Origin of the sequence: Actinoallomurus spadix (genome assembly GCF_024055725.1) — a bacterium.
Taxonomy (GTDB): Bacteria; Actinomycetota; Actinomycetes; order Streptosporangiales; family Streptosporangiaceae; genus Actinoallomurus; species Actinoallomurus spadix.
On sequence record NZ_JAMXMX010000045.1, the window covers coordinates 1 to 24449 of the forward strand.

A 24449-nucleotide genomic window follows, 5' to 3' on the forward strand; every position below is an offset into this window, starting at 1 on the left:
CCCGTGGGACCTGCTCCAGGGCGTCCACGCCGAACTCGCCGCCCGCCTCGAGGAGGCCTCCTCCCTGGGCCTGCTGTCCGACGTCGACCACGTACGCATCGCCCGCGCCGTGAGTCGCGCCGTCGCCGAACCGCAGTGGATGCGGTACGTCATCGACGTCCTGCGCGCCACGGGCGGCGCGGCGTTCCTCCACCCGTCCGGCCAGCGCGATCTCCCCGTGCGTTTCGGCCGCCACAAACTCGACAGAAAGCTAACCCGCCTCGGCGTCGTCACCGACGAGCCGCGCAACCCCGCCGAACTGCAGGGCGCCGAGTTCGCCCTCGACCAGGAGATGCTGCGCACCTCCCTGCTCGCCATCGGCCCGCCCGGTTCCGGCAAGACCCGCGGCTTCGCACTCCCGATCGTCGAGCACCTGTGCCTGCAGTCCCTCGCCAACGCGGCGTCCGTCGTGGTCATCGACCCCAAGGGCGACGACTTCGCCATCCCGGGCTGGTTCGACGTCGACATCGACCTGGCCAATCCGGACGGCTCCTGGGGATTCGACCTGTACGGCGGCGCCGCCACCCCCGAGCAGGCCGCCGACCGCCTCGCCGCCGCCCTCCTCCCCCCGGGCGTCAGCGCCGACGCCACCTACTACATGGACGCCGCGAAGAACGCCCTGTACAACGCGCTCGCGCCGTTCCATGCCGCCCGGGACGCCTACCCGACGATCCGCCAGCTGCTGGAGATGCTGCGCGGTGAGGGCTCCACCGTCCAGTCGGTGCGAAGCCGGCTGAAGAACCAGGGCCGGCTCAAGGAGTACGAGCACCTCCTCCAGAGCCGTACCGACCAGCGCGGCCGCCGCAACGACCCGGCCACCGGCCTCGTCGAGCGCCTCGGCCTGCTGAACCGCCCCACGCTGGTCGAACTCCTGGACGAGAAGCCCGACAAGTTCCGGATGAGCGACATCAACCGGCCCTTGCGCGTACGCCTCGCCCTGCCCGAGGGCATGTTCCCGGAGGCCGCCCGGATCCTGGCCCGCCTGGCGGTCGCCCAATTCGTCCAGGTCACGTCCAGCCCGAGCGCGGACGACGCCATCTTCAAGGGCCTGGTCATCGACGAGGCGGGCCGCTACGTCGACGACTACGTCGCCCGCGGCCTGCAACGGGTCCGCTCCCGCAACGCCGGCCTCGTCCTGCTCACCCAGTCACTGGGCGACTTCCCCGACGAACTCCGCCGTACGGTCTTCTCCTCCACCGGCTGCAAGGCCGTCTTCGCCGGCGTGAACCCCGACGACGCCGCCTACTACTCCGAGTTCTTCGGCACCCACTGGGTGGAGGAGCTCACGATGGCCAACACCCTCGGCGAGACCGAGACGAAGGGTCGCAGCGGCCACTCCACGACCTGGGGCCCGACGGGCATGAGCACCACGACCCACGGCAAGACCAACGCCGAGGGCACCAGCCGCTCCATCGGCGCCTCCGCCCGCCAGGTCGAACGCCCCCTCTGGTCCCCCGGCGAGATCATCAACGACGTCCCACCCGGACACGCCCTGATCAGCCTCGCCCGCCCCGACGGCGTCCGCGTCCCGGCTACCCTGGTCAACCTCCGCGCCTAACCGTCAGGAACCCGATGTTCCGATCCCGCAGACGCCGCCTCCCCGCCGGCTACAGCCCCGAAGAAGAAGCCAACATCGACTATCTCAAGGGCGAACGGATCTCTCCGGAAGAGGCCGCACGCATGCGGGAAGAGCTCGCCCGCCTGGAGCTACGGGTCGCGCAGGGGAAGCAGAAGATCGCGGTCCTGATGGCCGCCAACCGGAACGCCCGTCGGAAGGCCGCCGCATACGGAGCGAAGGCGGCGGCCTTCCGCACAGCCATCGACCGGCGCCTCGGCAGATACACATTGGACGTGGTCATCTTCGCGTTGGTCGCCGCGGCATGGTGGTTCGGCTTCTTCAACGTGGTGATCGAGGGTCGATGGTGAGCGCCACCCCTGCCGGCGACCCGACGCCCGGCGATGACCTGCCGCCGGACGTCATCGAAGCGCTCGACCCTCGCCTGCAAATGGCGCGCTGGGAACGTTGGCTTCTCGTCTACAAGACCGGCTTCGCGATCGTGGACAAGGTCATCGAGGGTTTCCTGGGCCGCCGCCGCTATCAGACGATCGCATACCTACTCCTGGCGTTGTTCGCGCTCAGGATGCTGGGCCACTAGATCACTGATGCCCGACTTGAAGGAGTTTCGGCGCGGCAGAAAGAGAAACGGCAGGTCGATCCCCAGGTTGCTCAACCAGGATCTTCCCGCCGTCTCCCACGCGCCCTTGCCGACGGGTGACTAGTCCGCCGCTGACAAGGAAGGGCTTACGCGAACACAAGTCTAGCCAGCCCCACCGAGAGCTGCCAGACTGGGCAGCATAACTCCATAGAGAAGAGCCACCCGGCTCTCTCATGGCGTTTGTCCGAAATGGCAAGCGCGCACGAGAGCCGGGGCTGACTACCCGGGTTCTTGTGCGCCGCGGCGTGAGGAGACTCATGTTCAGGTTGCTCAAGTCCCGGAAGGGCAGCGCAGCAGATACCGAGCGCGGCGAGAAACTCGCCAAGCTCACGTTCGAGCGCGACGCACAGCGCCTCGAGACGGAGCGTTCACAGGATCGAATGAAGGAGATCCGAGTGAAACTCCTGCTCGACGACGGAGAGGGGAACATTCCTCCCGCCACCAAGAAGGTCCTGGATGGGGCTTTCGTGGTGATCATGGCGAAGGTCGCCGGTATCGGTAACCTCACGCCACTGCTGCAGGCTCTGCTCGGGGGCCACTGAGGCTTCCACGGGGTTACGCCCTGCTCGGCTGACGCCGGTCAGGGCAACGCCCTCCCGTCCTTGACGGGACGAGGCTGGTCCTCCCTCGGGTAACCACTCCCGTTGTGACGAGACCAAGTCTCCCTGCGATCCTTCGCATCAGCCACACGGCTGAACGAATCGATCGCAGGGAGACAACCATTCCGGACGACAGGGTCACCTCTTCCCCGCCACCAGCATGGTGGTCCAGTGTTCGACGTAGTCGTCCGTTGCGACGCTCAGCAGCGCCAGGAGGACCCAGATCACCCAACTCCGGCGAACGCCGAAGAATGCCTTTTCCACTGCAGGGAAGGTATGCAGCACCACCATGAACCGGTGGAACGCCCGTTCGGGGAAGCTCAGGAGCCGTCGAGGATCGATGACCTCCAGCTTCTCGATCGGTAGGTCGGCGAGCTCCTCTGGCTTCAGACCTTCGTCCACGTGAATCACCTTCCTCTCGCTTGGATCAGTCGGTCGATGACCTGGAACCACCAGGCGGCGGCGATCAGGCCGAAGATGATGACGTCGAGGGTGTGGCGGCCGATACGCCGGTCGATCGCCGTCCGGATGCGCTCGGCTTTGGCCGCCCGTCTCTCGATGCGAGCCCGCGCCACCCGGTTGGCCGCCTGGAGGATGGCGAGACCATGCTCCAGCCGTGCGAGCTTCGCTCGCAGCTTCGCGAGTTCCGCCTCGCGTGCGCGTTGGAGTTTGAGGTACGCGATGTTGGCTTCTTCGTCTGGACTGGGCTTGCTCACCCGAGTTCTCCTCTCGTCGGGTTCTCGCGTCTGAGGTGGTCGCGGTACTCGTCGGCGAGACGGGCCGGGGGCAGGCGGGGCCAGCGGGTGAGGCGACCGGTGTGGGCGTCGATCACCAGGAGTGCGTCGTCGGCCGGGAGGGGTGCGACCGGCGGCGTGTACGGGACGGGGCGGGCGACGTAGCCCAGATCGTCGAGGTCCTCGATGGCGACGAGCATGCGTCGGCCGTTGTCGCGGTGCAGCCAGGCGTCGGCCCGCCGCCAGGCTTCGGCACGGTCGATGACCGGTGGACCGCCGAAGTAGGCGGTGACGATTTCGGCGATGCGCCGCAGCGTCCAGCAGGGGCCGGGCGTACCGCAGACCTGACAGATCAGCGCACCCTCGGTGGCCGCGGTAGGTCGGTGCGCGCCCAGGACTGCGGTGAGCGCGGTCATGCTGCCGAGGACCAGCGCGCGGGCCCTGTCGAGGAAGGCGATGCTGTGGGGGTCGAGCCACTGGCGGGCGAGGAGTTCTTCGATGGCGGCGGGAACGCCGACCGGATCGGCGCGCATGGCCGTGGTCATCGCGGCGCGAACGCTGTTCTCGATCCGTTCGTGCAGCTCGGCTGCTGTGGGGGGCATGGCTGAGGCTCCGGGGGGAGGGCTGCTGGTGGTCAGGGTTGTTCGAACACGGCGATGACCGTGCGGCCGCTCGCGTCGCCGGCCCAGCCCCAGCGGCTGGCCAGCGCTTCCACCGTTCGGAGGCCACGGCCGCCCTCGGCCAACTCCTCGGCGTCTCCGGCGGCCGGCTCGCGCAGGGCGCCCTGGTCAGAGACGGAGACGGCAACACCGGTCCTCCAGCGCCGCACTTCGACGATGAACGCCCCACCGGGTAGGCCCGATCGCGTGTGGCATAGGGCATTGGCGACGAGCTCGGCGACCACCGAGACCGCATCATCGGCCGCTTGATGATCAGCCAGGAGACAAGCCACGAATGCACGGACGACGCGCGACTGCTCCCTATGACCTGGGAATATCCGAATCCAGCGCATTCGGGTTGAAAACCCCAGTTTTCCAGATCGAACACCGGAAGTATGCATGTTCATGAAGGCCTCCTCTCTATTTGTCCGTTTCCTCATCTATGCAGCTATGCGCGCAGTACGCCAGCGCCGATAACACTCCGCATTGCCGCGACAACACGATGACAACTCTGTAAGATCAAATCAACAAGTCCTCAGGAAATTTGTCCTCGCGATTTCCGCCACCGGGTCTTCGCTGGTGCGCCAGACTGAGAGTCAGCGACAGGAGGGGGCTCGCTGCTCATGCCAAGTCAGGCTGTGCCGACCGTGCGACTCCGACAGCTCGGCAGGCAACTACGCCAGCTACGCGAAGACCGGGGGATGACACTGGATGAAGCAAGCGCGCAACTCGAGCGAACCCCTTCCTCCCTCTCGAAGATCGAGACCGGCAGAGTCGCAGTAAGGGTTCGCGATCTTCGCGTCATCTTGCAGAGGTACGGAGTGCAAGAAGAGCAACGCGTCAACGCGTTGCTCGCACTCGCGCGAGACGGCCGCAAGCGAGGCTGGTGGCAGAACTACGGAGACGTTCTCTCCTGGGCTTATCAGGAGTTCATCAGCTTGGAAGCGGACGCCAGTGCCGTACGTTCGCATGAGACGATCCTGATTCCCGGATTGCTCCAAACCGAAGACTACGCTCGGGCCGTCCACGAGGCAGTACCGCCGCCACCTGGCATCCACAGGGATATTGATCGACTCGTCGCTGTGCGGCGGGAGCGGCAAGGGGTGCTCGGCCGGGAGCGGCCATTGGAGCTGTGGGCGATCCTCGACGAGGCTGCATTCCATCGGAGGTTCGGCGGTCGCAAGGTGATGCGCGCACAGCTCGAACGTCTCCTCGAAGCCTCATCGATGGACAACGTAACTATCCAGGTCGTTCCGTTCGCCGCCGGCGGACACGCAGGTATCAACGGCCCGTTCACCATCTTGGAGTTTCCTGAGCTCGTCGACCTCGACGTCATCCTGGTCGAGAACCTCACAAGCGGCCTGTACCTAGAAGACGAAACGGATATCCGGCGCTATAACGTAGTATTCAACCATCTGCGCATGACGGCGCTCCCGGAGACCGACTCGGTAGCGCTGATCCAGCAACTGGCAAGAGACCTGTAGGCGTCCATCAGAGGCGGCGAGATGACTGACTCTGACCTACTCACTCCTAGATGGCGGATGAGTAGCTTCAGCGGAAGCGAGAACAACTGCGTAGAGGTGAGCCTGCTCGATCTGCGTGTCGACAGGTCGGCGAAGTAGGTACTGACGCAGGAGGATTGGCGCGCCGGACGCTGTCATGAGGCGGCGCCGTTGGCCGTCTGAACCGTACGATCGCGCGGGCATGAGTGAGTCGTCGGCCGTGTCCTTCGCAGCCGAGGGTGGGGTCGTTACCGGCGCTGTCACGAGCAGGGGATTTGTTCCTGCTCACGTGACAGCGCCGGATCGTTGGGGCTGGGCCCGGGGATGGGACCGGCGTGCTACCGGACCGGGCGGCGTAAGAGGCTCACCGTGCTCGTGGCCCTGCTCGGTCGGCCGGTACGACGAACGCGCGCCAAAACGAGAACGCGTGGGCGGGTGGCCGGCCAAGGAGAAGTAAACGGTGGTCGACTGATCGACGAGGGGGGCTCGTCGGTGATCGATCACGGAGCGTCCTCTGTGCTGTCAATAGCAGGGTGTCATCGCTCACTCTCCCGCCACGTCGACGGCTTCCGCTGGCCGTCGGCACCGTGCTCGCCTCGTTGGCCGTTCTGGCCGGGCCGTCCGCGAAGGCCGATCCGGCGTCGGCGCATCCTCGGCTTTCGGTCGTTCCCGCCTGTGGCACCCCTGCCGCCGGCCGGATGGCGTGTCTGGCCCTCGTACGCGCGGACGTCGCACCGCAGCAGGGGAGGTTGACGTCGGCGGTTCCGCCCGGGCTCGGGCCGGACGCACTGCAGCGCGCTTACGGTCTGCCGTCGGCGACGGGCGGGAGCGGGCAGACGGTCGCGATCGTCGTCGCCTATGACAATCCGCGGGCGGAGGCGGATCTGGCAACGTACCGGGCGCAGTACGGGCTGCCGCCCTGCACCATGGCGAACGGTTGCCTGCGAAAAGTGAATGAGAACGGCGGGCCACGGTTGCCGGCGGCCGACGTCGGCTGGGGCGAGGAGGCGGCCCTCGACCTGGACATGGTCTCGGCGGCCTGCCCGAACTGCCGGATCCTCCTCGTCGAGGCGAGCGCGCCGGACATGGAGGCGCTCGGCGCGGGCGTCAACACGGCCGTGCGCCTGGGCGCGCGTTACGTCTCGAACAGCTACGGCGGGCGGGAGGACGCCTTGGCCACGCGCTACGACGCCGCGTACTTCACCCATCCCGGGGTGGCGATCACGGCGGCGTCGGGGGACAGCGGATACGGGACGATGTACCCGGCGACCTCGCCCCGGGTCACCGCGGTCGGCGGGACCGCGCTGCGCTCGGCGGGCGGGTCACGTGGCTGGACCGAGGTCGCCTGGAGCGGGGCGGGGTCCGGCTGCTCCGAGTTCACGGCCAAGCCGGGCCGGCAGCGGGACACCGGCTGCGGGCGGCGGACGATCACCGATGTGTCCGCCGTCGCCGATCCGGCGACGGGCGTCGCGGTCTATGACACGTACGGCGTCGGCGGGTGGCTGGTCGTCGGCGGCACGAGCGCGTCCGCTCCGATCATCGCGGCGGCGTACGCGCTGGCCGGCCCACCGCCCGCGGACAGTGACCCGGCCTCTTTCCCGTACGCTAACGCGGGCGCGCTCCACGACGTGACGTTCGGAAGCAACGGCTCGTGTGATCCGGTGTACCTCTGTACCGCGGGGCCCGGCTATGACGGGCCGACGGGGTTGGGCACCCCGAACGGCGTCACGGCCTTCCAGGCCGGGTGAGCGAGGGGCCGCCGAACGAGTCGGCGGCCCGGATCACGTCTGCGCGGAGTTCGTCTCATCCGCGGCCGAACTCGCCGCCCCGGCGGCCGAACTCCCCGCCCCGGCCGAACTCACCACCCCGGCCGAACTCACCACCCCGGCCGAACTCACCACCCCGGCCGAATTCGCCGCCGCGGCCGAACTCACCGCCGTGGCGGCCGAACTCACCGCGTCCGTGGCGGTGGTGCCCGTAGCGGTGGTGGTGCCGGTGGTGGCGATGGTGCCGGTAGTGATGGCGGCGATGGTGGTCGTCGTACGCGGACAGGTTGCCGATCCTGCCCTGAGCGGTGGACATCGTCGGGTTGTAAGCGGGCGTCACCGCGCCGCTCTGGGCCATCGCGGGCGACGTGAGCATCAGCGCGCTCGCGGTCGCGGCGGTGGCGAGGCCGGAAGCGACCCACGCTTTCCTCAACACGTTGAGCCTCCTTTTGGCAAAAGCCGCTTGAACGTTTTGAGGTGGCGACCGTTATGGTCGTTAACCACGGGAGGCCTGCACACCAGCCATTATCGCCGCTTAACCTGGATGTAACACAATGAGCCAGTAATGGCTTTTTAGATCGCCGGACTGATAGACCGAGACTATTGGGCGGCCGGCCGTGCCAGGAGGCTCGATGCGCGCGAGTGAGGGCACAGGCGGCGCCTGTGCCCTCGGAATCGACCGGGTGGTCATCGTCCCCGGGCCGTTGCTCGATCGCTCAGTCGGCGGGAATGCCTTCGGCTATGCCGCTGAGGTTGCCCGTGCCGACCCGGCTGCGCTCCGACATGCCGGTGCGGCCACGTTCTGATACGCCGGTACGGCTGCGCTGCTCCATGCCCGTACGACCGCGTTCGTGCGTTCCGATCCGTGTGCGCTCGGTGGTGCCCCGCTCATGCGGCACTCGGCCGCGCTCGGAGACGCCGGTCCGCGTTCTCTCGCTGATGCCGCCGCGCTCGCGGGGGAACTCCTCCCGGCCGCGTTCGGAGCGCGTCACGCCACCCCGGGTCCGCTCGGTGCCGCGCTCCTCGCCGTACCTGCCGTAGGTCCGGTGCCTGGGGCGTTCCTCCCGGCGGAACTCGCGCTCTCTGGGCATGCGCTCGCGTTCGCGCATGCGCCCGTGCTCCCGCATGCGCCCGTGTTCACGGGTGCGTTCGCGTTCGCGCATGTGCTCGCGGCGCCGCTGGCCGTCGTCGCCCGGCAGGACGGAGACGACCTCTCCTGCCGTGGCCGTCACGACCTGGCTGCCCGTCGGGGGCGCGGTACGGCTCTGGGCGTATGCGGGCGCGGCCATGAGGAGACCGCTCGCCACTGCTGCGGCCGCCAGGCCGCTAACGGACGCTTTCCTCACCACAGTCGTGCCTCCTTTGGATCGGAATGGCATAGAGCCTGAAACACGACGTCCTGGAATCACTAAGCCGGGCACGCCGCAATTGCCATCATCCCTCGGTAATCAGCGGCTACCACTACCACTAGGTAATATGTCGCCAAACACGGGACCTATAGGTTCGTTCTATCGGCAGGGGCAACGAATCTACGGACACGCCGAACGGCCCGCCCTGACAGGCGGTCCCGGAAGGGGCGGCGACCGGGTGTCAGCGCCCGACCACTCGGTTCAGGAGAGAAGCGTCGGCGGCCGGGTCAGCCTGCGCCCGAGATCCCGTACGCGCTCGACGATCTCCGGGGAGGCGTCGAGGGTGAACTCGGCGCCGAGGGCCGCGATCAGGGCGATGCACTGCACGACCAGGTCGGCGGAGTCCGCGCTGAGGCGGATCGCGCACCCGTCCGCTCCGCGGTCCTCGATCTCGCCGGGGATCGAGAAGAACCGGCCGGCCCGTACGGCGTCGGCCGGCAGCCGGACCGTCATCCGCACGGTATGGCGGTAGGTGGCACGGGCGAGGCCGCGGGTGAGAAACGCGGCGGGATCCGGGGCCGGCAGCTCGCGCGGCTCGAACCGGGCGTGCGCGGGCACCGGCCGCTCGATCCGGTCGGCTCGGAACGTGCGCCAGTCCGCCCGCTCCGGGTCGTACGCGATGAGGTACCACCGTCCGCGCAGGGTGACCAGGTGGTGCGGCTCGACCCGGCGGGGGGCGGCCTCGTCCGCGCGGTTCCGGTAGTCGAAGGAGAGCAGTCGGCGATCGCGGCGGCACGCGGCGATCACGGCCAGGACGTCCGGTGCGACGCGCGGCACGTTGCCGTGCCGTACGGCGACGGCGGCGTCGCTCAGGGCGGCCAGGCGGGGCCGCAGCCGGGCCGGCAGGACCTGTTCGAGCTTGGCGAGGGCCCGCGCCGAACTCTCCTCGATCCCGGCCACGCTGCCGTCCGCCGCCGTCACCAGGCCGAGCGCGACGGCGATCGCCTCCTCGTCGTCCAGCAGGAGCGGCGGGAGGTCACGGCCGGAGACCAGCCGGTAGCCCCCGGCCGTGCCGGTCACGCCCTCCACCGGATAGTCCAGCGCGCGCAGCCGGGTGATGTCGCGGCGCAGCGTGCGGTCGGTGACGCCCAGGCGCTCGGCCAGCTCGGCGCCGGACCACTCCCGTCTGCTCTGCAGCAGCGCCAGCAGGCGCAGCAGCCGGCCGGGCAGGTTCTTGCGCGTCTCGGTCACGTTCTCAGACTGCCATCCCCTTCCGGACAAGATATGTCCGGAAAGCTTCCTACGGTGGCCGGCATGAACGAGACGACGAGTAGGGACCTCGACCGCCTGCGGGAGCGCGCGCACGGGCCGGTCCACCTGCCGGAGACCGATGGCTACGACGGCGAGCGCCTCGGATTCCAGCGGCTGGCACCGCATCGGCCGGCGGTGATCGTCGGTGCGGCCGGCGCGGAGGACGTACGGGCCGCGGTCGAGTACGCGGCCGCGCGCGGCCGGCGCGTCGCGGTCCAGGCCACGGGGCACGGGCTGGGCCACGCGCTGCGAGACGGGGTGCTGATCGGCACCCGCCGGATGTCGGAGGTCCGGGTGGACCCCGAGGCGCGTACGGCGTTCGTCGCGGCCGGGGCGACCTGGCGCGACGTGATCGAGGCGGCGGCGCCGTACGGCCTGGCCCCGCTGTCCGGAAGCTCTCCGGGCGTCGGGGCGGTCTCCTACACGCTCGGGGGCGGTGTCGGCCTCGTGGCGCGCCGGCACGGCTTCGCCGCCGACCACGTGCGCCGGTTCGACCTCGTCACGGCGGACGGACGGCTCCGTACGGTCACGGCGGACTCCGAGCCGGACCTGTTCTGGGCGCTGCGCGGCGGCGGCCGCGGCCTCGGCGTGGTCACCGGAATGGAGGTCGAGCTGCTGCCCATCGCCCGGCTCTTCGGCGGCGGCGTGTACTTCGACCTCGCGCGGGTGCCCGACGCTCTCAAGGGCTGGCGGCGGTGGACGGAGACGGTGCCGGAGGAGCTGACCTCGGGCCTGACGGCGCTGTGCTACCCGGACCTGCCGATGGTACCGGAGGAGCTGCGCGGCCGACACGTGGCGCATGTCCAGGTCGCCTACCTGGGCACCGAGACGGAGGGACGGGAACTGGTCGAGCCGCTGCGCGCCCTCGGGCCCCGGCTGCGGGAGACGCTGCGCGACCTGCCCTACACCGAGTCGGGCGCGATCTTCGCCGAGCCGGACCGGCCGCACGGGTACCGGTCCCAGAACCGCCTGCTGCGCGGGTTCGACCCGGCCGCGCTCACCTCGCTGCCCAGGTCGGCCGGCCCGGCGGCCCCGATGATGTGCGTGGTCGGGCTCCGGCACCTCGGCGGTGCCCTGGCCCGGCCGCCCGAGATCGCGAACGCCGTCGGGCACCGGGAGGCCGCCTACCTGCTCAACGTTCTGTCCCTCGTCGAACCGGGAGAGGAGGGCAAGGCGCGGGCGCTGCACGAGGAGGTTCTCGCGCCGTTCGCCGCCGACGCGCTCGGCCGCTCGCTGAACTTCAGCTACGGCCCGCTGGAGGAGGACGAGCTGCGCTCGGCCTTCGCGCCGGAGACCTACCGGCGGCTGGCCGGCCTCAGGGCCGCATGGGACCCGGACGGCGTGTTCCAGGTCTGAGGCGGTCCGGTGGACCCCCGGCCCCCTAGCCGAGCTGGATGGAGCGCTTGGCCATGCCGAGCCAGAAGCCGTCGATGACGCTGCGCTGGGTGCCGAGCTCGTCCTCGCCCGCGCCGAGGGTGACGAACAGCGGCGCGAAGTGCTCCGTGCGCGGGTGGGCGAGCCGCCCGGCCGGGGCGCGGTGCTCGAAGTCGAGGAGCGCGTCGAGGTCCCCGGCGGCGAGCGTCTCCCGGCCCCACGCGTCGAACTCCTTCGACCAGCCGGGGGCGCTCGCGGGGTCGGGGTCCATCGTGAGGCCGCGCAGGTTGTGGGTGAAGAAGCCGCTTCCGACGATCAGGACGCCCTCGTCGCGGAGCGGCGCGAGGCGGCGGCCGAGGTCCAGGAGCCGTTCGGGGTCCAGGGTCGGCATGGAGATCTGCAGGACCGGGACGTCGGCGTCGGGGTACATCTCCACGAGCGGGACGTACGCGCCGTGGTCGAGGCCGCGCTCGGGGTCGTCGTGGACGGGGCCGCCGACGAGTTTGCGGACCTTGCCGGCGAGCTCGGGCGCGCCCGGCGCGGGGTAGGTCACCTGGTAGTAGTGCTCGGGGAAGCCCCAGAAGTCGTAGGTCAGCGGCACCGGGCGGGTGGCGCCGATGGCGAGGGGCGCGGACTCCCAGTGCGCCGACACGACGAGGACCGCCGTGGGGCGGGGCAGGGCGGCCGACCAGGCGGCGAGCTGGCCGGGCCAGAGCGCGTCGTCGGCCAGGGGCGGTGCGCCGTGGCTGAGGTAGATCACCGGCATCCGTTCGGACATGCTTCGAGACTACGCGATTTAGTTGAACTCTCAAATACCTACGTCCAAGTGATGGTGAAGAACCCGACAGGGACGGAGCCGCTCCCTGACCTGACGGGCCGACTTCGCTACCGTCGCGGTGAGCGAACGCGTCACCTGCGACGGAGGGATCCCGCGTGCGAGTCTTGGTGATCGGTGCCGGCGTCATCGGCGCCGCCGTCGCCGCCGGGCTGACCCGCCGTGGCGCGTGGGTGACCGTCCTCGAACAGCGCTTCCCCGGCGCCGGAACCACCGGCACGTCCTTCGCCTGGGTCAACGCGAACGCCAAGGACCCCGACGACTACTTCGCGCTCAACCACACGGCCGTGCACGCCTACCACGCCCTCGGCGGCGACGGTTTCGTCCCCACCGGGCACCTGGAGTGGGCGAACGGCGAGACGCGCCGCCTCGAGCTCAGCGCCCGCGTCGAACGGCTACGGGACCGCGAGTACGCCGTCGAACGGATCACCGCCCGCCGCGCCGCCGAACTCGAACCCGACCTGGCCGCCCAGCCCGACGGCACGGACTATGTCCTGTTCCCCGAGGAGGGGCACGTGATCCCGGCCGTGCTCCTCGCCCGCCTCCTCGGCGAGGCGCGCGACCGCGGCGCCCGCGTCGAGACCGGCGCGGCCGTCCGCGAGATCACGTCGGGCCGCGGCGGGGTGAGCGTCACGCTCGCCGACGGCGGGGTCCGCGCCGCCGACGTCCTGGTCTGCTGCGCCGGCCGGTGGACGGGCGGGCTCGTCGACGTCCCCGTGCTCGACCCGCGCGTGTCGGGCGCCACCACGAACGGCTTCCTCGTCACGACCACGCCCGTCCCCGCCCGGCTGGGCCGCGTGCTCACGGGCGACCGCCTGAACGTCCGTCCCGACGGCGGCGGCCGCCTGCTGCTCCAGGCGCTCGACCTCGACGGGTCCGCCGACCCCGAGACGCAGCCGCGGGACGACGTCGGCCCCGAGATGCTCGCCCGGCTGCCGGAGGTCCTGTCCGCGACCGAGGGCGTACGGGTCGAGCGCACCCGCGTCGGGCAGCGCGCCATGCCCGCCGACGGCCGTACCGTCGCCGGGTTCACCGACGCCGCCGCGCGCGTGTACACGGTCGTGACGCACAGCGGGATCACGCTCGCGCCGCTCCTCGGCGACCTGGTGGCCGGCGAGGTGTACGGCAAGGAGTCGGCGCTGCTCCGGCCGTTCCGGCCGGAACGGTTCGCCGTTCCGGCGCCCGCCGCCGCCCCCGGGACGGAATGCGCGGCGCAGGACCGGGGATAGCAGGACCTATGGGGCATGCCCGTCTGGAGTTCGCCACCGAGCTCCGTTTCTTCCTCGCGCCCGCCGACCGCGGCGGGACGATCCTCGCCCCGCTCGACGGGACCTCCTCCCTCGGGCACGTGGTCGAGTCCGTCGGCGTCCCCCTGCCCGAGGTCGGCGACCTGCTCGTCGCCGATCGGCCGGTGCCACCGTCGTACCGCCCGGCGGACGGCGACCTCGTCCGGGTCCGGGCCGTGCGCCGCCCGCAGCGCCTGCCGGCGGGACCGCCGCGCTTCACCCTCGACGTCCACCTCGGCAAACTGGCCCGGCGGCTGCGGCTCGTCGGGGTCGACACCGACTACCACAACGACATCGACGACGACGTCCTGGTCGAACTGGCCAACCGCGAGGAACGCGTCCTGCTGACCCAGGACCGCGGCGTGCTCCGCCGCCGGAGGCTGTGGTTCGGCGCGTACGTGCGCGGCACCTCGCCGGAGGAGCAGTTCCGCGACGTGCTGGACCGGTTCGCGCCGCCGCTCGCGCCGTGGACGCGGTGCACGGCCTGCAACGGCGTGCTGGCGCCGGTCGCCAAGGAAACGATCGAGCACCTGCTCCAGCCCGGCACGCGGCGCACGTACGACGGGTACGCGCGGTGTGGGGCGTGCGGCCGCCTCTACTGGAAGGGCGCCCACCACCACCGGCTGCAGGCGATCGTGGACGCCGCCCTCAGCTCCTCCTGATCAGCCGATGTCGCGGCGGCGGAGGCTCACGAGACCAGCGGCGGCGATCACGGCCGCGACGGCGGTGAGCGCGAGGATCGGCGTCGCCGTCGCCTCGCCGCCCGGCAGCTTGGGCACGTGCGTGAACGGTGACAGGTCCATCACCGCCTGGCTCAGCCGCAGGACCGGCCCGAGCTGGCCGAGGAGGAGGAAGGCGCCGAGCACGCCCCACGCCGCGGCCGCGAGCCGGGGCACCGCGCCGAACAAGAGCACCGCGATGGCGGCCGCCACCCACGTGGCGGGCGCCTGCACCAGCGCCGCTCCGAGGAGGCGGGGCAGTTGCCCGCCGAGGTCGTGGACCCGTAGCCCGTGCGCCAGCCCCGCCGTCAGCCCGGCGACGGCCAGCAGCAGCGCGGGCCCGGCCACCGCGAACAGTAGGTGGCCGATCGACCACCGCACCCGGCGGACCCGGGTGGCCAGGAGCGGTTCGAGGCGCTGGGCGGTCTCCTCCGTACGCATCCGCAGCACCACCTGGACGGCGTATGCGGCGGCGAGCATGCCGATGATGCCCATCATCGCCGCGGTGTAGGAGTCCTCCAGGCTCCCCCGCCCGCCCATCCTGGCGAACATGTCCTGCATGTCGGAGCTGTCCTTGGCCAGGTCGCCGATGCCCTTGAGGATGCCGCCGACCGCCGCCCCGTACACCGCGAACCCGGCCGCCCACGCCAGGAGCGCGCCGCGCTGCAACCGCCAGGCGAGGCCGAGCGGGCCGTTCAGGTACGGAGCGGCCTCGGCCGGACCGGTCCGCGCCGCGAGCAGGCCCCCGCCCAGGTCCCTGCGCTCCACCAAGGCGTACGCCACCGCCACCAGGACGAGCGCGACGGCCGGCCCGAGCGCGAGGAGCCACCAGCGTTCCCCGCCGAACGCCCGGACCTGCTCCGCCCAGCCGATCGGCGTGACCCAGGTGAGCCACGCGACGCGGCCGGCGTCCCCGATCGCGCGCAGCAGGTAGGCGACGCCGAGGGCGGCGAGCGCGAGGGTCCGCGCGGCCTGGGCCGTCTCGGCGACCTGCGCGGTGACGCCGGCGGCGGCGACGGCGCACAGGCCCGGGATCGTCCAGGCCAGCCCGGTCGCGAGCGAGCCCGCCACCGGCAGGCCGATGCTGATCAGCGCGAGGAAGGACAGGACCGCGAGCGCGAGGTTCGCGATGACGCCGACGAGCAGGCCGGCGGTCAGCGGCGCCCGGCGGCCGACGACGCCCGCGCCGACCAGCTCCAGGCGGCCCGCCTCCTCGTCGCCCCGCGTGTGCCGGACGACGAGGAGGACGCTCATCACCCCGGCGAGGAGGCCGCCGATCGCGGCCATCCGCCAGGCGGTGATGCCGCCGATCGAGGCGGTGACGTGGATGCGGCCGTACATGGCGACCGCCGCGCCGTTGCCGTTGATGCCGGCGACGAAGTCGTGCAGCGACGCCGGGGTGTCGTACAGCTTCTTGAACCCGTACGCGGTGCTCGCCGCGTACGCCGTGAGGGCGTAGACCCAGACGACGAGCATGACGCGGCTGCGCCGGAGGCCCAGCGTGACCAGGCGCCCGGTGCCGGCGAAGGCGCTCAGCCGCCCGTTCAGGTGCCCGCTCATCGGGACATCCCCGCCGGGGCCTCGTCCTCGTAGTGGCGGAGGAACAGCTGCTCCAGGGTCGGCGGGGTGCTCGTCAGGCTGCGGACGCCCGCCTGCGTCAGGTGCCGCAGCACCTCGTCGAGCTTGTCGGTGTCGACCTCCAGCCGGACACGGGTGCCCTGGACGTCGGGGTCATGGACGCCGGGCAGCGCGGTCAGCCCGTCCGGCGGGCTCGCCAGCTCGGCCGTGATCGACGTGCGGGTCAGGTGGCGCAGCTCGGCGAGCGTGCCGCTCTCGACGGTGCGGCCCCGGCGGATGATGCTCACCCGGTCGCAGAGGGCCTCGACCTCGGACAGGATGTGGCTGGACAGCAGGACCGTACGGCCGCGTTCCCGCTCCTCCTCGACGCAGCGCTGGAAGACCTCCTCCATGAGCGGGTCGAGGCCGGAGGTCGGCTCGTCGAGGATGAGCAGCTCGGCGTCCGAGGCGAACGCCGCGACGAGGGCGACCTTCTGCCGGTTGCCCTTGGAGTACGCCCGGCCCTTCTTCTTCGGGTCCAGCTCGAACCGCTCCAGCAGCTCCGCCTTGCGCTGCGGATCGTGGCCACCGCGGAGCCGGCCGAGCAGGTCGATGACCTCACCGCCGGTGAGGTTCGGCCAGAGGACCACGTCGCCGGGGACGTACGCGAGCCGGCGGTGCAGCGTGGTGACGTCGCGCCACGGGTCGCCGCCCAGCAGCCGCGCCGTGCCGGCGTCGGCCCGCAGCAGGCCGAGCAGGATGCGGATGGTCGTGGACTTCCCCGCGCCGTTCGGGCCCAGGAAGCCGTGCACCTCGCCGGAGCGGACGGTCAGGTCCAGCCCGTCCAGCGCACGCGTCCGGCCGAAGGTCTTGACGAGCCCGGACGCGCAGATCGCCTTTGTCATGATTCTGAAAGTACACTACTTTCACAAAAACGTGAAGATAGTGAATGTCCGATATGCTGGTCACGGGCCGAGAGGAGTGAGCGCGTGACCGAGCGGGATCCCGAAGCCGTGCGCCGGTTCATCGAACGGTTCGCCTCCGCCCTGGCGGAGGCCGGCGTGCCGCGGATGCCCTCGCGCGTCTTCGCGGCGCTGCTCGGCTCCGACTCCGGCCGCCTCACCGCCGCCGAGCTCTCCGAGCAGCTTCAGGTGAGCCCCGCGGCGGTCTCCGGCGCGGTGCGTTACCTCTCCCAGCTCCACATGATCCGGCGCGAGCGTGAGCCGGGGTCCCGCCGGGACGTCTATGTCGCGGACGCCGACATCTGGTTCGAAGCGATCCTCAACCGCGACCGGATCATCCCCCGCTGGCAGAAGAGCATCCGCGAGGGTGTCGAGGCACTGGGCCCCGACACCCCGGCGGGCCTCCGGCTGGCCGAGACCCTGGCCTTCTTCGACTACATCCACGAGGAGCTCCCGAGGTTCCTCGCCGAGTGGCAGAAGCGCAAGGCCGAATGGCGGGCCGCCCGCGAGCACTGAGCAGCGGTCCGGGCTCAGCAGTTCGGGATGGGGCCGCCGTTCACGTCACGGGCCTCGTCGTTGCCCCAGCGGGACAGGTAGTAGGCGGAGACGTACGCGCCCCGGCCGTTCTTGCCGGGGAACGTCCGGTCGAGATCGGTGCGCAGCCACCAGTGGTTGTACTGCGCGCCGCCGCCGACCCGCGCGCCCCAGACCTTGCAGTAAACGTAGTTGTTCCCCCTGTTGAGGACGCCCTGCGGGTCGACGGTGTTCGGCTCCCGGTAGCCGGTCGCGGCGGCGAAGGTGTTCACCCAGTACTTCCCCTGTCCGGGTGTGCCGCCACCGCCGCTGCCGTCGATCCGGACCGCGCCGGCGTAGTCGCCGCCGAGCCGGACCCGTGTCATCCGGACGTGCGTCCCGGACTGGAACGCCTCGACCATCTGACCGGCCCCGAGGTAGACGGCGACGTGATGAACGTGCCCGCGCCCCCAGAACAGCAGGTCGCCGGGAAGGAGCGGACCGGTCCCCTGCCCCGGGGAGAATCGCGCGACGGCCCGCCCGGTATGGAATTGATTGTCGGCGGTGCCATTGAGAATATCGCGGCCGGTCGCCCGATAATAGGCGTATCGTACGAGACCCGAACAGTCGAATCCGAGCCGCTGCCCGTCGTTCTTGCTGGCCGGGTCCTGGCCGTCGTAATGGCCGTACGTCGGGCCGGGGACGGGGCCGTGCCCGCCGCCCCAGCTGTACCAGACGCCGATCTGCGAGCATGCCGCCCGCACCGCCTGCTGCGCCACCGCGGACGCCCCCGGCTGAAGCACGTCGCACCCGGCCAGGGCCCGTACGGCCACCGGGCGGGCCACCGCCCCGGCCGGGCGAACCGCCGCCTGGGCCGCCGGCCCGGCGACCGCCGCTACGACCCCGGCGACGATTCCCGCCATTCCGGCAAGGCCGACGATATTCTGAATACGCACGAGCGCCCCCGCTTTTCCCGTCGCTGATCTTCCGATTCCCGCTCGCGCTCATTCCCTTCGATGAGAGCGCCGAATCCGCGGGGCCGGAAAATCCGACCGGATGCGTCAGGCACCGCTCGCAGCGGCGGCGCGCTTCTGGCGCAGGTCGTACTCCAGGGCGCGGGCGATGGGCCACAACGGGTCGGCGAGTTCCTCCAACCGGCCGCGGTGCTCGCGCCGCTCGCGGCGGCTCAGCACGGTCGGCAGTTCGCCGCGGGCGGCCAGGACGAGGGCGGCGGCGGTGCGGCGGTCGGGCTGCGCGGCGGGCCGCAGCGCGGCCTTGACCTCCGTCGCGTACCGCTTGACCTGGGGGCGTTCGCGCAGGCGGACCCGGTCGGGCAGGATCCGGCGCCGCTCGACCGTGATCCACCCCTCCTTCTCCAGGCGGTCGCGCACCTCGCGGACGATGCGGCGCTCGTCGGTGCGGACCCAGCGCCGCCAGGACCGTGGCCTGGAGTCGGCGATCCGGCGCAGTACGGCGTCGAGGGTCGGGTCGCCCGTCGGCCGGGCCGCGGCGACCTTGACCTTGCCGCCGTCGTCGGTCAGCCGGCCGTCGAGGTAGAGGTCGGCGAGCGCGGCGGCGCGCAACACGAGGCCGAGCTGGGTGCGTGCGGTCATCCGCTCTTTGTCGAGGTCGTAGGCGAGCAGGTAGAGCCGGTCGGGCAGCGATCGGGGCAGGTTCATTCCTCGGATCCCTCCTTCGGAGGCCGTCCTGGTCTTCGCATGCGGGCGGCGTCGCGCGGCATGCGCCCGGCGTCGTTGAGCGCCCGGCGCAGCAGGAACTCGATCTGCGCGTTGGTGCTGCGCAGCTCGTCGGCCGCCCACCGGGCCAGGGCCTCGTGGACGGCCGGGTCGAGCCGCAGCAGGACCTTTTTGCGCTCGGTCACTGGTACAGGGAGCCCGTGTTGACGACGGGCTGGGCGTCGCGGTCGCCGCAGAGGACGACGAGCAGGTTGCTGACCATGGCGGCCTTGCGCTCCTCGTCCAGGTCGACGACGTCGTGCTCGGCGAGCTGGTTCAGCGCGCTCTCGACCATGCCGACGGCGCCGTCGACGATGCGCTGCCGGGCGGCGACGACGGCGCCGGCCTGCTGGCGGCGCAGCATCGCCTGGGCGATCTCGGGTGCGTACGACAGGCGGGTGATGCGCGACTCGATGACCCGGACGCCCGCCGACTCCACGCGGGCCGCGATCTCCTCGGAGAGCCGGCCGGTGATCTCGTCGGCGTTCTCGCGGAGGGAGAGCCGCTCGTCGCCGTGCGCGTCGTACGGGTAGATGCCCGCGATGTGCCGGACGGCGGTCTCGGTCTGGATCGCGACGAACTCCGCGAAGTCGTCGACCTCGAACACGGCCTTGGCGGTGTCCTCGACCTGCCAGACGACGACGGCGGAGATCTCGATGGGATTGCCCTCGGCGTCGTTGACCTTGGTGCGCTCGGTCTCGTGATTGCGGATCCGGGTGGAGATCTTCCGCCGGGTGGTCAGCGGGTTGACCCAGCGCAGGCCGTCCGTGCGGATCGTCCCGACGTACCGGCCGAGGAGCTGCACGACGCGCGCCTCGCCCGGCGCGACGGCGGTCAGCCCGACGGACGTGACGGCGGCGGCCACGATGAGGACGACCCCGAGGCCGATCAGCGCGGGCTGCCCGGTGAAGAACAGGGCGACGGCGGCCGCGAGGGCCACGAGGACCGCCCCCAGCATCGGCCAGCCCGGGGCTCCTGCGGCGGTGCGCTCGCCGACCTTGGGCCTCGGCATCTCGACCTCGGTCATGACTCCTCCAACGTGATCACTTTATCCTAGCAAAGTGATATCACTTTAAGCCGCGCGGGCCGCCGAGCGCAACGTGCTGTCCCGTGATTTGGCGGGGACGGGCAGTATTGACCTGTGCGCCTCATCGACCGTCTGCCCAAGGGATCCGACCCCGACGCCGTGTTCGAAGCCTTCAGCGAGTGGGTGACCGAGCGCGGGATCACGCTCTACCCCGCGCAGGAGGAGGCGCTCATCGAGATCGTCTCGGGCGCGAACGTCATCCTGAACACCCCCACCGGCTCCGGGAAGAGCCTGGTCGCGGCGGGGGCGCACTTCGCCGCGCTCGCCCAGGACAAGGTCACCTTCTACACCGCGCCGATCAAGGCCCTGGTGTCGGAGAAGTTCTTCGACCTGATCGACATGTTCGGCAGCGAGAACGTCGGCATGATGACCGGCGACGCGAGCGTCAACGCCGACGCGCCCATCGTCTGCTGCACCGCCGAGGTGCTGGCCAGCATCGCGCTGCGCGAGGGCGCCGCCGCCGACATCGGCCAGGTCGTGATGGACGAGTTCCACTTCTACGCCGAGCCGGACCGCGGCTGGGCCTGGCAGATCCCGCTGCTGGAGCTGCCGCAGGCGCAGTTCCTGCTGATGTCGGCGACGCTCGGCGACGTGTCACGGTTCGAGGAGGACCTCACCCGGCGCACCGGCCGGCCCACGGCCGTCGTGACCTCGGTGCAGCGGCCCGTGCCGCTGAAGTACGAGTACCGCGTGACGCCGCTGCACGAGACGATCGAGGAGCTGCTGCACGACCAGAAGGCCCCGATCTACGTCGTGCACTTCACCCAGGCCGCGGCGGCCGAGCGCGCGCAGGCGCTGATGAGCATCAACGTCTCCACGAAGGCCGAGAAGGAGGAGATCGCCAAGCTGATCGGCGACTTCCGCTTCACGACGAAGTTCGGCCAGACGCTGTCGCGTCTCGTACGCCACGGAATCGGCATCCACCACGCCGGGATGCTGCCGAAGTACCGCCGGCTGGTCGAGCGCCTCGCGCAGGCCGGGCTGCTCAAGGTGATCTGCGGCACCGACACGCTCGGCGTCGGCGTCAACGTCCCGATCCGCACGGTGCTGTTCACCGCGCTGAGCAAGTACGACGGCAGCCGGGTGCGGCGGCTGCGGGCCCGGGAGTTCCATCAGATCGCCGGGCGGGCGGGCCGCGCCGGCTTCGACGTCGTCGGGTACGTCGTGGCGCAGGCCCCCGAGCACGTCGTGGAGAACGAGAAGGCCCTCGCCAAGGCCGGGGACGACCCGAAGAAGCGCCGCAAGGTCGTGCGGAAGAAGGCACCGGACGGCTTCGTCGGCTGGGACGAGGCGCTGTTCGACAAGCTCATCGCGGCCGACCCGGAGCCGCTGCAGTCGCGGTTCCAGGTGAGCCACGCGATGCTGCTCAGCGTCATCGGCCGGCCGGGCAACGCGTTCCAGGCGATGAAGAAGCTGCTCACCGACAACCACGAGGACCGCGCGAAGCAGCGCCGGCACATCTCCCAGGCGATCGCGATCTACCGCAGCCTGCTGGCCGGTGGGGTCGTCGAGCAGCTCGAGGAGCCGGACGAGGAGGGCCGGTACGCCCGCCTCACCGTCGACCTGCAGGAGGACTTCGCGCTCAACCAGCCGCTGTCGACGTTCGCGCTCGCGGCGATGGAGCTGCTCGACCCGTCCTCCCCGTCGTACGCGCTGGACGTGCTGTCGGTCATCGAGTCGATCCTGGAGGACCCGCGCCAGATCCTCGCCGCGCAGGAGAACAAGGCGAAGGGCGAGGCCGTCGCGCAGATGAAGGCGGACGGCGTCGAGTACGAGGAGCGGATGGAGCTCCTGCAGGACATCACCTATCCCAAGCCGCTGCAGGACGCCCTCGAGGGCGCGTACGAGATCTACCGGCGCGGGCACCCCTGGGTCGCGGACTACCCGCTGCAGCCGAAGTCGGTCGTGCGGGACATGTACGAGCAGGCGATGACGTTCACCGAGTACGTCGCGTACTACCAGCTCGCCCGCACCGAGGGCATCGTGCTGCGCTACCTCGCGAGCGCGTACAAGGCCCTGCAGCAGACCGTCCCCGACGCGGTGAAGACCGAGGACCTGCAGGACCTGATCGAGTGGCTCGGTGAGCTGGTCCGCCAGGTCGACTCCAGCCTCCTGGACGAGTGGGAGCAGCTCCAGCATCCGGGGACCGCGGAGGAGCACGCGCGGATCGAGGAGACGCCGACCGTCGTCACCGCCAACGAGCGGGCGTTCCGGGTGCTGGTCCGCAACGCGATGTTCCGCCGCGTGGAGCTCGCGGCCCTGGAGCGGTACGCCGAGCTGGGCGAGCTGGACGGGGCCGACGGCTGGGACGCCGACCGGTGGGCCGACGCCCTCGACGCCTACTTCGAGGAGCACGACGAGATCCAGACCGGGCCGGACGCGCGCGGGCCGAAGCTCCTGCAGATCGAGCGCGAGACGGACCTGTGGCGGGTGCGCCAGGTCTTCGACGACCCCGCCGGCCACCACGACTGGGGCATCAGCGCGGAGGTCGACCTGCGCGCCTCCGACGAGGCCGGCCGCGCGGTCGTCCACGTCACCGCCGTCGACCGCCTCTGAGCGAACGTCGCCGGGCGGCGGGCGACGGCGGCGGGCGGTGACGGGTGCTAGACGGCGGGGGCGACCTCGTCGAGGGACCGCTCGGACGTGGACGGCCGCTCGAGTGCCTGCAGGAAGTCGTGGGCCCACCGGTCGACGTCGTACTCGATGACCCGCTTGCGCAGGGCCCGCATGCGGCGGTGCTGCTCGGCCGGGCTCGCGTTCATCGCGTCCAGGAGCGTCTGCTTCATGCCGTCGATGTCGTACGGGTTGACGAGGAAGGCGCGCTTCATCTCCTCGGCGGCCCCGGCGAACTCGCTGAGCACCAGGCTGCCGCGCAGGTCGGCGCGGCAGGCGACGTACTCCTTGGCGACGAGGTTCATGCCGTCGCGCAGCGGTGTCACGACCATCACGTCCGCGGCGAGGAAGAGGGCGGCCAGTTCGTCGCGGGTGTAGGACGTGTGCAGGTAGTTGATGATCGGGGCGCCGAGTTCGGAGAACATGCCGTTGGCGCGGCCGACGTACAGTTCGATGTCGTCGCGCAGCAGGCGGTACTCCTCGACGCGCTCCCGGCTGGGCGTGGCGATCTGGACGAACACCGCGTCGCCGCTCTTCAGCCGGCCGTCGCGGAACAGCTCGCTGAACGCCTGCAGCCGCTGGCGGATGCCCTTGGTGTAGTCGAGGCGGTCGACGCCGAGCAGGATGGTGCCGGGGTTGCCGAGCTCCTCGCGGATCTCCACGGCCCGCTGCCGCACCTCGGGCCGGCCGATCAGTTCGACCAGCTCGTTGACGTCGACGGAGATCGGGTGCGCCTCGGCGCGTACGACGCGGTCGTCGAAGACGATCTCGTTGCGGTGGGTCTTCGCGCCGGCCAGGCGCTTGCAGAGCCGGGCGAAGTTGGCGGCGGCGTCGGCGGTCTGGAAGCCGACGAGGTCCGCGCCGAGCAGCCCTTCGATGATCTGCTTGCGCCAGGGGAGCTGGACGAACAGCTCCATCGGCGGGAACGGGATGTGCAGGAAGAAGCCGATGCGCAGGTCCGGGCGCAGTTCCCGGAGCATCTTCGGCACGAGCTGGAGCTGGTAGTCCTGGATCCAGACGATCGCGCCCTCGTCGGCGATCTCCGCGGCCGCCTCCGCGAAACGCCGGTTGACCCGGACGTACGCGTCCCACAGCGTCCGCTTGTACACGGGCGTGGCGACCACGTCGTGGTACAGCGGCCAGAGAGTGGCGTTGGAGAAGCCCTCGTAGTAGCGCTCGACCTCCTCCGCGGACAGGCGGATGGGGACGAGGTCCAGGCCCTCGGCCTCGAACGGCTCGAGGTCCTCGTCCGGCGCACCGACCCAGCCGACCCACGCGCCGCCGCGCCGCTGCATGACGGGGACGATGGCGGTGACGAGACCGCCGGGACTGCGCCGCCAAGACGCTTCGCCGTCCTCGTCGACGACACGGTCGACGGGCAGCCGGTTGGCGACGACAACGAACTCGCTCTTCGTAGACGCTGACACGTTCCCTCTCCTCCCCAGAATCAGGTGTTTCATCCTGGCTTGCCGGATTTCGGGACGATCGTCACATAGCTCGCTCTCCGTCCGGCCAATCACCCTCCTGGCGGAGCCGAAATCAGCCTCCGGTGTGAGGACGCGAAGCCGTCCTAGAGCGATCATTCAGGCAAC

General features: G+C 70.8%; 27 protein-coding genes. 12 read left to right on the top strand and 15 right to left on the bottom strand.

All coding sequences use genetic code 11. The features are described 5' to 3' along the window. The 4 genes from NE235_RS35825 to NE235_RS35840 all read left to right on the top strand — a co-directional run. The coding region (locus tag NE235_RS35825; RefSeq protein ID WP_252811139.1) for a type IV secretory system conjugative DNA transfer family protein at positions 1 to 1597 on the top strand (1597 nt) is incomplete at its 5' end. A gap of 14 nt (positions 1598 to 1611) precedes the next feature. Further along, positions 1612 to 1965, top strand: coding sequence for a hypothetical protein (locus NE235_RS35830; protein WP_252811140.1), 354 nt, complete (start codon positions 1612 to 1614; stop codon positions 1963 to 1965). Next, positions 1959 to 2195, top strand: coding sequence for a hypothetical protein (locus NE235_RS35835; RefSeq protein ID WP_252811142.1), 237 nt, complete (start codon positions 1959 to 1961; stop codon positions 2193 to 2195). Before NE235_RS35830 ends, NE235_RS35835 begins: the two co-directional genes overlap by 7 nt. 317 nt (positions 2196 to 2512) lie before the next feature. Then, the gene (locus tag NE235_RS35840) at positions 2513 to 2797 is read left to right on the top strand and encodes a hypothetical protein (protein WP_252811144.1); all 285 of its coding nucleotides are present in this window, start codon (positions 2513 to 2515) and stop codon (positions 2795 to 2797) included. A 195-nt stretch (positions 2798 to 2992) separates the two neighbouring features. On the opposite strand, the gene NE235_RS35845 is transcribed toward NE235_RS35840, so the two are convergent. From NE235_RS35845 to NE235_RS35860, 4 genes are read right to left on the bottom strand one after another with little or no spacing between them, the layout of a single operon-like run. After that, positions 2993 to 3256 carry a hypothetical protein gene (locus NE235_RS35845; protein ID WP_252811146.1) on the bottom strand — a complete coding sequence of 88 codons (264 nt, stop codon included), beginning with the start codon at positions 3254 to 3256 and terminating at the stop codon, positions 2993 to 2995. Positions 3257 to 3261: 5 nt separating this feature from the next. Continuing rightward, the gene (locus tag NE235_RS35850; RefSeq protein ID WP_252811147.1) at positions 3262 to 3570 is read right to left on the bottom strand and encodes a hypothetical protein; all 309 of its coding nucleotides are present in this window, start codon (positions 3568 to 3570) and stop codon (positions 3262 to 3264) included. Continuing rightward, a complete protein-coding gene (locus tag NE235_RS35855) occupies positions 3567 to 4190 on the bottom strand; it encodes a hypothetical protein (protein WP_252811148.1) in 624 nt (207 codons plus the stop codon). Before NE235_RS35855 ends, NE235_RS35850 begins: the two co-directional genes overlap by 4 nt. Positions 4191 to 4222: 32 nt before the next feature. Then, positions 4223 to 4654, bottom strand: a complete 432-nt coding sequence (locus NE235_RS35860) for an ATP-binding protein (RefSeq protein WP_252811149.1) — start codon at positions 4652 to 4654, stop codon at positions 4223 to 4225. A gap of 216 nt (positions 4655 to 4870) precedes the next feature. Here NE235_RS35860 and NE235_RS35865 point away from each other — a divergent pair, with 216 nt between their 5' ends. From NE235_RS35865 to NE235_RS35870, 3 genes are all read left to right on the top strand, one after another. Next, entirely contained in the window at positions 4871 to 5731 is an 861-nt protein-coding gene (locus tag NE235_RS35865) for a helix-turn-helix domain-containing protein (protein WP_289849725.1), read from the top strand. Between the two features lie 21 nt (positions 5732 to 5752). Further along, a complete protein-coding gene (locus NE235_RS38820) occupies positions 5753 to 5869 on the top strand; it encodes a DUF397 domain-containing protein (RefSeq protein ID WP_406567664.1) in 117 nt (38 codons plus the stop codon). Positions 5870 to 6447: 578 nt separating this feature from the next. Continuing rightward, a complete protein-coding gene (locus NE235_RS35870) occupies positions 6448 to 7497 on the top strand; it encodes a S53 family peptidase (protein ID WP_252811152.1) in 1050 nt (349 codons plus the stop codon). Positions 7498 to 7552: 55 nt separating this feature from the next. Here the strand turns inward: NE235_RS35870 and NE235_RS35875 are convergent, their stop codons facing one another. From NE235_RS35875 to NE235_RS35885, 3 genes are all read right to left on the bottom strand, one after another. After that, positions 7553 to 7951 carry a hypothetical protein gene (locus NE235_RS35875; protein WP_252811154.1) on the bottom strand — a complete coding sequence of 133 codons (399 nt, stop codon included), beginning with the start codon at positions 7949 to 7951 and terminating at the stop codon, positions 7553 to 7555. A gap of 280 nt (positions 7952 to 8231) precedes the next feature. Beyond that, positions 8232 to 8861 (bottom strand): hypothetical protein, encoded by a 630-nt coding sequence (locus tag NE235_RS35880; protein WP_252811156.1) that lies wholly within the window; start codon positions 8859 to 8861, stop codon positions 8232 to 8234. A gap of 264 nt (positions 8862 to 9125) precedes the next feature. Then, the gene (locus NE235_RS35885; RefSeq protein ID WP_252811158.1) at positions 9126 to 10115 is read right to left on the bottom strand and encodes a helix-turn-helix transcriptional regulator; all 990 of its coding nucleotides are present in this window, start codon (positions 10113 to 10115) and stop codon (positions 9126 to 9128) included. A gap of 63 nt (positions 10116 to 10178) precedes the next feature. Here NE235_RS35885 and NE235_RS35890 point away from each other — a divergent pair, with 63 nt between their 5' ends. Further along, positions 10179 to 11531 (top strand): FAD-binding oxidoreductase, encoded by a 1353-nt coding sequence (locus NE235_RS35890; protein WP_252811159.1) that lies wholly within the window; start codon positions 10179 to 10181, stop codon positions 11529 to 11531. A gap of 25 nt (positions 11532 to 11556) precedes the next feature. On the opposite strand, the gene NE235_RS35895 is transcribed toward NE235_RS35890, so the two are convergent. Then, positions 11557 to 12327: a dioxygenase family protein gene (locus NE235_RS35895; RefSeq protein WP_252811161.1), complete on the bottom strand. Its 771-nt coding sequence runs from the start codon at positions 12325 to 12327 to the stop codon at positions 11557 to 11559. Between the two features lie 155 nt (positions 12328 to 12482). Here NE235_RS35895 and NE235_RS35900 point away from each other — a divergent pair, with 155 nt between their 5' ends. Together NE235_RS35900 and NE235_RS35905 are read left to right on the top strand one after the other, a co-directional pair. Next, positions 12483 to 13613, top strand: coding sequence for an NAD(P)/FAD-dependent oxidoreductase (locus tag NE235_RS35900; protein WP_252811163.1), 1131 nt, complete (start codon positions 12483 to 12485; stop codon positions 13611 to 13613). 8 nt (positions 13614 to 13621) lie between these two features. After that, a complete protein-coding gene (locus tag NE235_RS35905) occupies positions 13622 to 14332 on the top strand; it encodes a Mut7-C ubiquitin/RNAse domain-containing protein (RefSeq protein ID WP_252811165.1) in 711 nt (236 codons plus the stop codon). Here NE235_RS35905 and NE235_RS35910 read toward each other — a convergent pair whose 3' ends face one another. Together NE235_RS35910 and NE235_RS35915 are read right to left on the bottom strand one after the other, a co-directional pair. After that, a complete protein-coding gene (locus NE235_RS35910; RefSeq protein WP_252811167.1) occupies positions 14333 to 15949 on the bottom strand; it encodes an ABC transporter permease in 1617 nt (538 codons plus the stop codon). It lies immediately after the preceding gene. Continuing rightward, the gene (locus NE235_RS35915; RefSeq protein ID WP_252811170.1) at positions 15946 to 16851 is read right to left on the bottom strand and encodes an ABC transporter ATP-binding protein; all 906 of its coding nucleotides are present in this window, start codon (positions 16849 to 16851) and stop codon (positions 15946 to 15948) included. Before NE235_RS35915 ends, NE235_RS35910 begins: the two co-directional genes overlap by 4 nt. An 84-nt stretch (positions 16852 to 16935) precedes the next feature. On the opposite strand from NE235_RS35915, the gene NE235_RS35920 reads away from it, so the two are divergent. Continuing rightward, positions 16936 to 17424, top strand: a complete 489-nt coding sequence (locus tag NE235_RS35920; protein ID WP_252811172.1) for a GbsR/MarR family transcriptional regulator — start codon at positions 16936 to 16938, stop codon at positions 17422 to 17424. A gap of 14 nt (positions 17425 to 17438) precedes the next feature. Here the strand turns inward: NE235_RS35920 and NE235_RS35925 are convergent, their stop codons facing one another. From NE235_RS35925 to NE235_RS35940, 4 genes are all read right to left on the bottom strand, one after another. Next, a complete protein-coding gene (locus NE235_RS35925; RefSeq protein ID WP_252811173.1) occupies positions 17439 to 18344 on the bottom strand; it encodes a C40 family peptidase in 906 nt (301 codons plus the stop codon). A gap of 138 nt (positions 18345 to 18482) precedes the next feature. Further along, positions 18483 to 19100 (bottom strand): GOLPH3/VPS74 family protein, encoded by a 618-nt coding sequence (locus tag NE235_RS35930; protein WP_252811174.1) that lies wholly within the window; start codon positions 19098 to 19100, stop codon positions 18483 to 18485. Then, positions 19097 to 19303 (bottom strand): hypothetical protein, encoded by a 207-nt coding sequence (locus NE235_RS35935; RefSeq protein WP_252811175.1) that lies wholly within the window; start codon positions 19301 to 19303, stop codon positions 19097 to 19099. The genes NE235_RS35930 and NE235_RS35935 overlap by 4 nt, the downstream gene beginning before the upstream one ends. Next, the gene (locus tag NE235_RS35940; RefSeq protein WP_252811178.1) at positions 19300 to 20184 is read right to left on the bottom strand and encodes an SPFH domain-containing protein; all 885 of its coding nucleotides are present in this window, start codon (positions 20182 to 20184) and stop codon (positions 19300 to 19302) included. Before NE235_RS35940 ends, NE235_RS35935 begins: the two co-directional genes overlap by 4 nt. Before the next feature lie 114 nt (positions 20185 to 20298). On the opposite strand from NE235_RS35940, the gene NE235_RS35945 reads away from it, so the two are divergent. Further along, positions 20299 to 22800 (top strand): DEAD/DEAH box helicase, encoded by a 2502-nt coding sequence (locus NE235_RS35945; RefSeq protein ID WP_252811180.1) that lies wholly within the window; start codon positions 20299 to 20301, stop codon positions 22798 to 22800. 47 nt (positions 22801 to 22847) lie between these two features. Here the strand turns inward: NE235_RS35945 and NE235_RS35950 are convergent, their stop codons facing one another. Next, positions 22848 to 24284, bottom strand: coding sequence for an alpha,alpha-trehalose-phosphate synthase (UDP-forming) (locus NE235_RS35950; RefSeq protein WP_252811182.1), 1437 nt, complete (start codon positions 24282 to 24284; stop codon positions 22848 to 22850). Between the last annotated feature and the right edge of the window lie 165 nt (positions 24285 to 24449).

What these genes read in the sequence shown, in the direction of transcription:
- NE235_RS35890 (WP_252811159.1), top strand. Translation starts at nt 10,179, where the DNA reads ATGAACGAGACGACGAGTAGGGACCTCGACCGCCTGCGGGAGCGCGCG.
- NE235_RS35910 (WP_252811167.1), bottom strand. Translation starts at nt 15,949, where the DNA reads ATGAGCGGGCACCTGAACGGGCGGCTGAGCGCCTTCGCCGGCACCGGG.
- NE235_RS35930 (WP_252811174.1), bottom strand. Translation starts at nt 19,100, where the DNA reads ATGAACCTGCCCCGATCGCTGCCCGACCGGCTCTACCTGCTCGCCTAC.
- NE235_RS35840 (WP_252811144.1), top strand. Translation starts at nt 2,513, where the DNA reads ATGTTCAGGTTGCTCAAGTCCCGGAAGGGCAGCGCAGCAGATACCGAG.
- NE235_RS35925 (WP_252811173.1), bottom strand. Translation starts at nt 18,344, where the DNA reads ATGGCGGGAATCGTCGCCGGGGTCGTAGCGGCGGTCGCCGGGCCGGCG.
- NE235_RS35870 (WP_252811152.1), top strand. Translation starts at nt 6,448, where the DNA reads ATGGCGTGTCTGGCCCTCGTACGCGCGGACGTCGCACCGCAGCAGGGG.
- NE235_RS35940 (WP_252811178.1), bottom strand. Translation starts at nt 20,184, where the DNA reads ATGACCGAGGTCGAGATGCCGAGGCCCAAGGTCGGCGAGCGCACCGCC.
- NE235_RS35835 (WP_252811142.1), top strand. Translation starts at nt 1,959, where the DNA reads ATGGTGAGCGCCACCCCTGCCGGCGACCCGACGCCCGGCGATGACCTG.
- NE235_RS35830 (WP_252811140.1), top strand. Translation starts at nt 1,612, where the DNA reads ATGTTCCGATCCCGCAGACGCCGCCTCCCCGCCGGCTACAGCCCCGAA.
- NE235_RS35905 (WP_252811165.1), top strand. Translation starts at nt 13,622, where the DNA reads ATGGGGCATGCCCGTCTGGAGTTCGCCACCGAGCTCCGTTTCTTCCTC.
- NE235_RS35865 (WP_289849725.1), top strand. Translation starts at nt 4,871, where the DNA reads ATGCCAAGTCAGGCTGTGCCGACCGTGCGACTCCGACAGCTCGGCAGG.
- NE235_RS35915 (WP_252811170.1), bottom strand. Translation starts at nt 16,851, where the DNA reads ATGACAAAGGCGATCTGCGCGTCCGGGCTCGTCAAGACCTTCGGCCGG.
- NE235_RS38820 (WP_406567664.1), top strand. Translation starts at nt 5,753, where the DNA reads ATGACTGACTCTGACCTACTCACTCCTAGATGGCGGATGAGTAGCTTC.
- NE235_RS35895 (WP_252811161.1), bottom strand. Translation starts at nt 12,327, where the DNA reads ATGTCCGAACGGATGCCGGTGATCTACCTCAGCCACGGCGCACCGCCC.
- NE235_RS35860 (WP_252811149.1), bottom strand. Translation starts at nt 4,654, where the DNA reads ATGAACATGCATACTTCCGGTGTTCGATCTGGAAAACTGGGGTTTTCA.
- NE235_RS35855 (WP_252811148.1), bottom strand. Translation starts at nt 4,190, where the DNA reads ATGCCCCCCACAGCAGCCGAGCTGCACGAACGGATCGAGAACAGCGTT.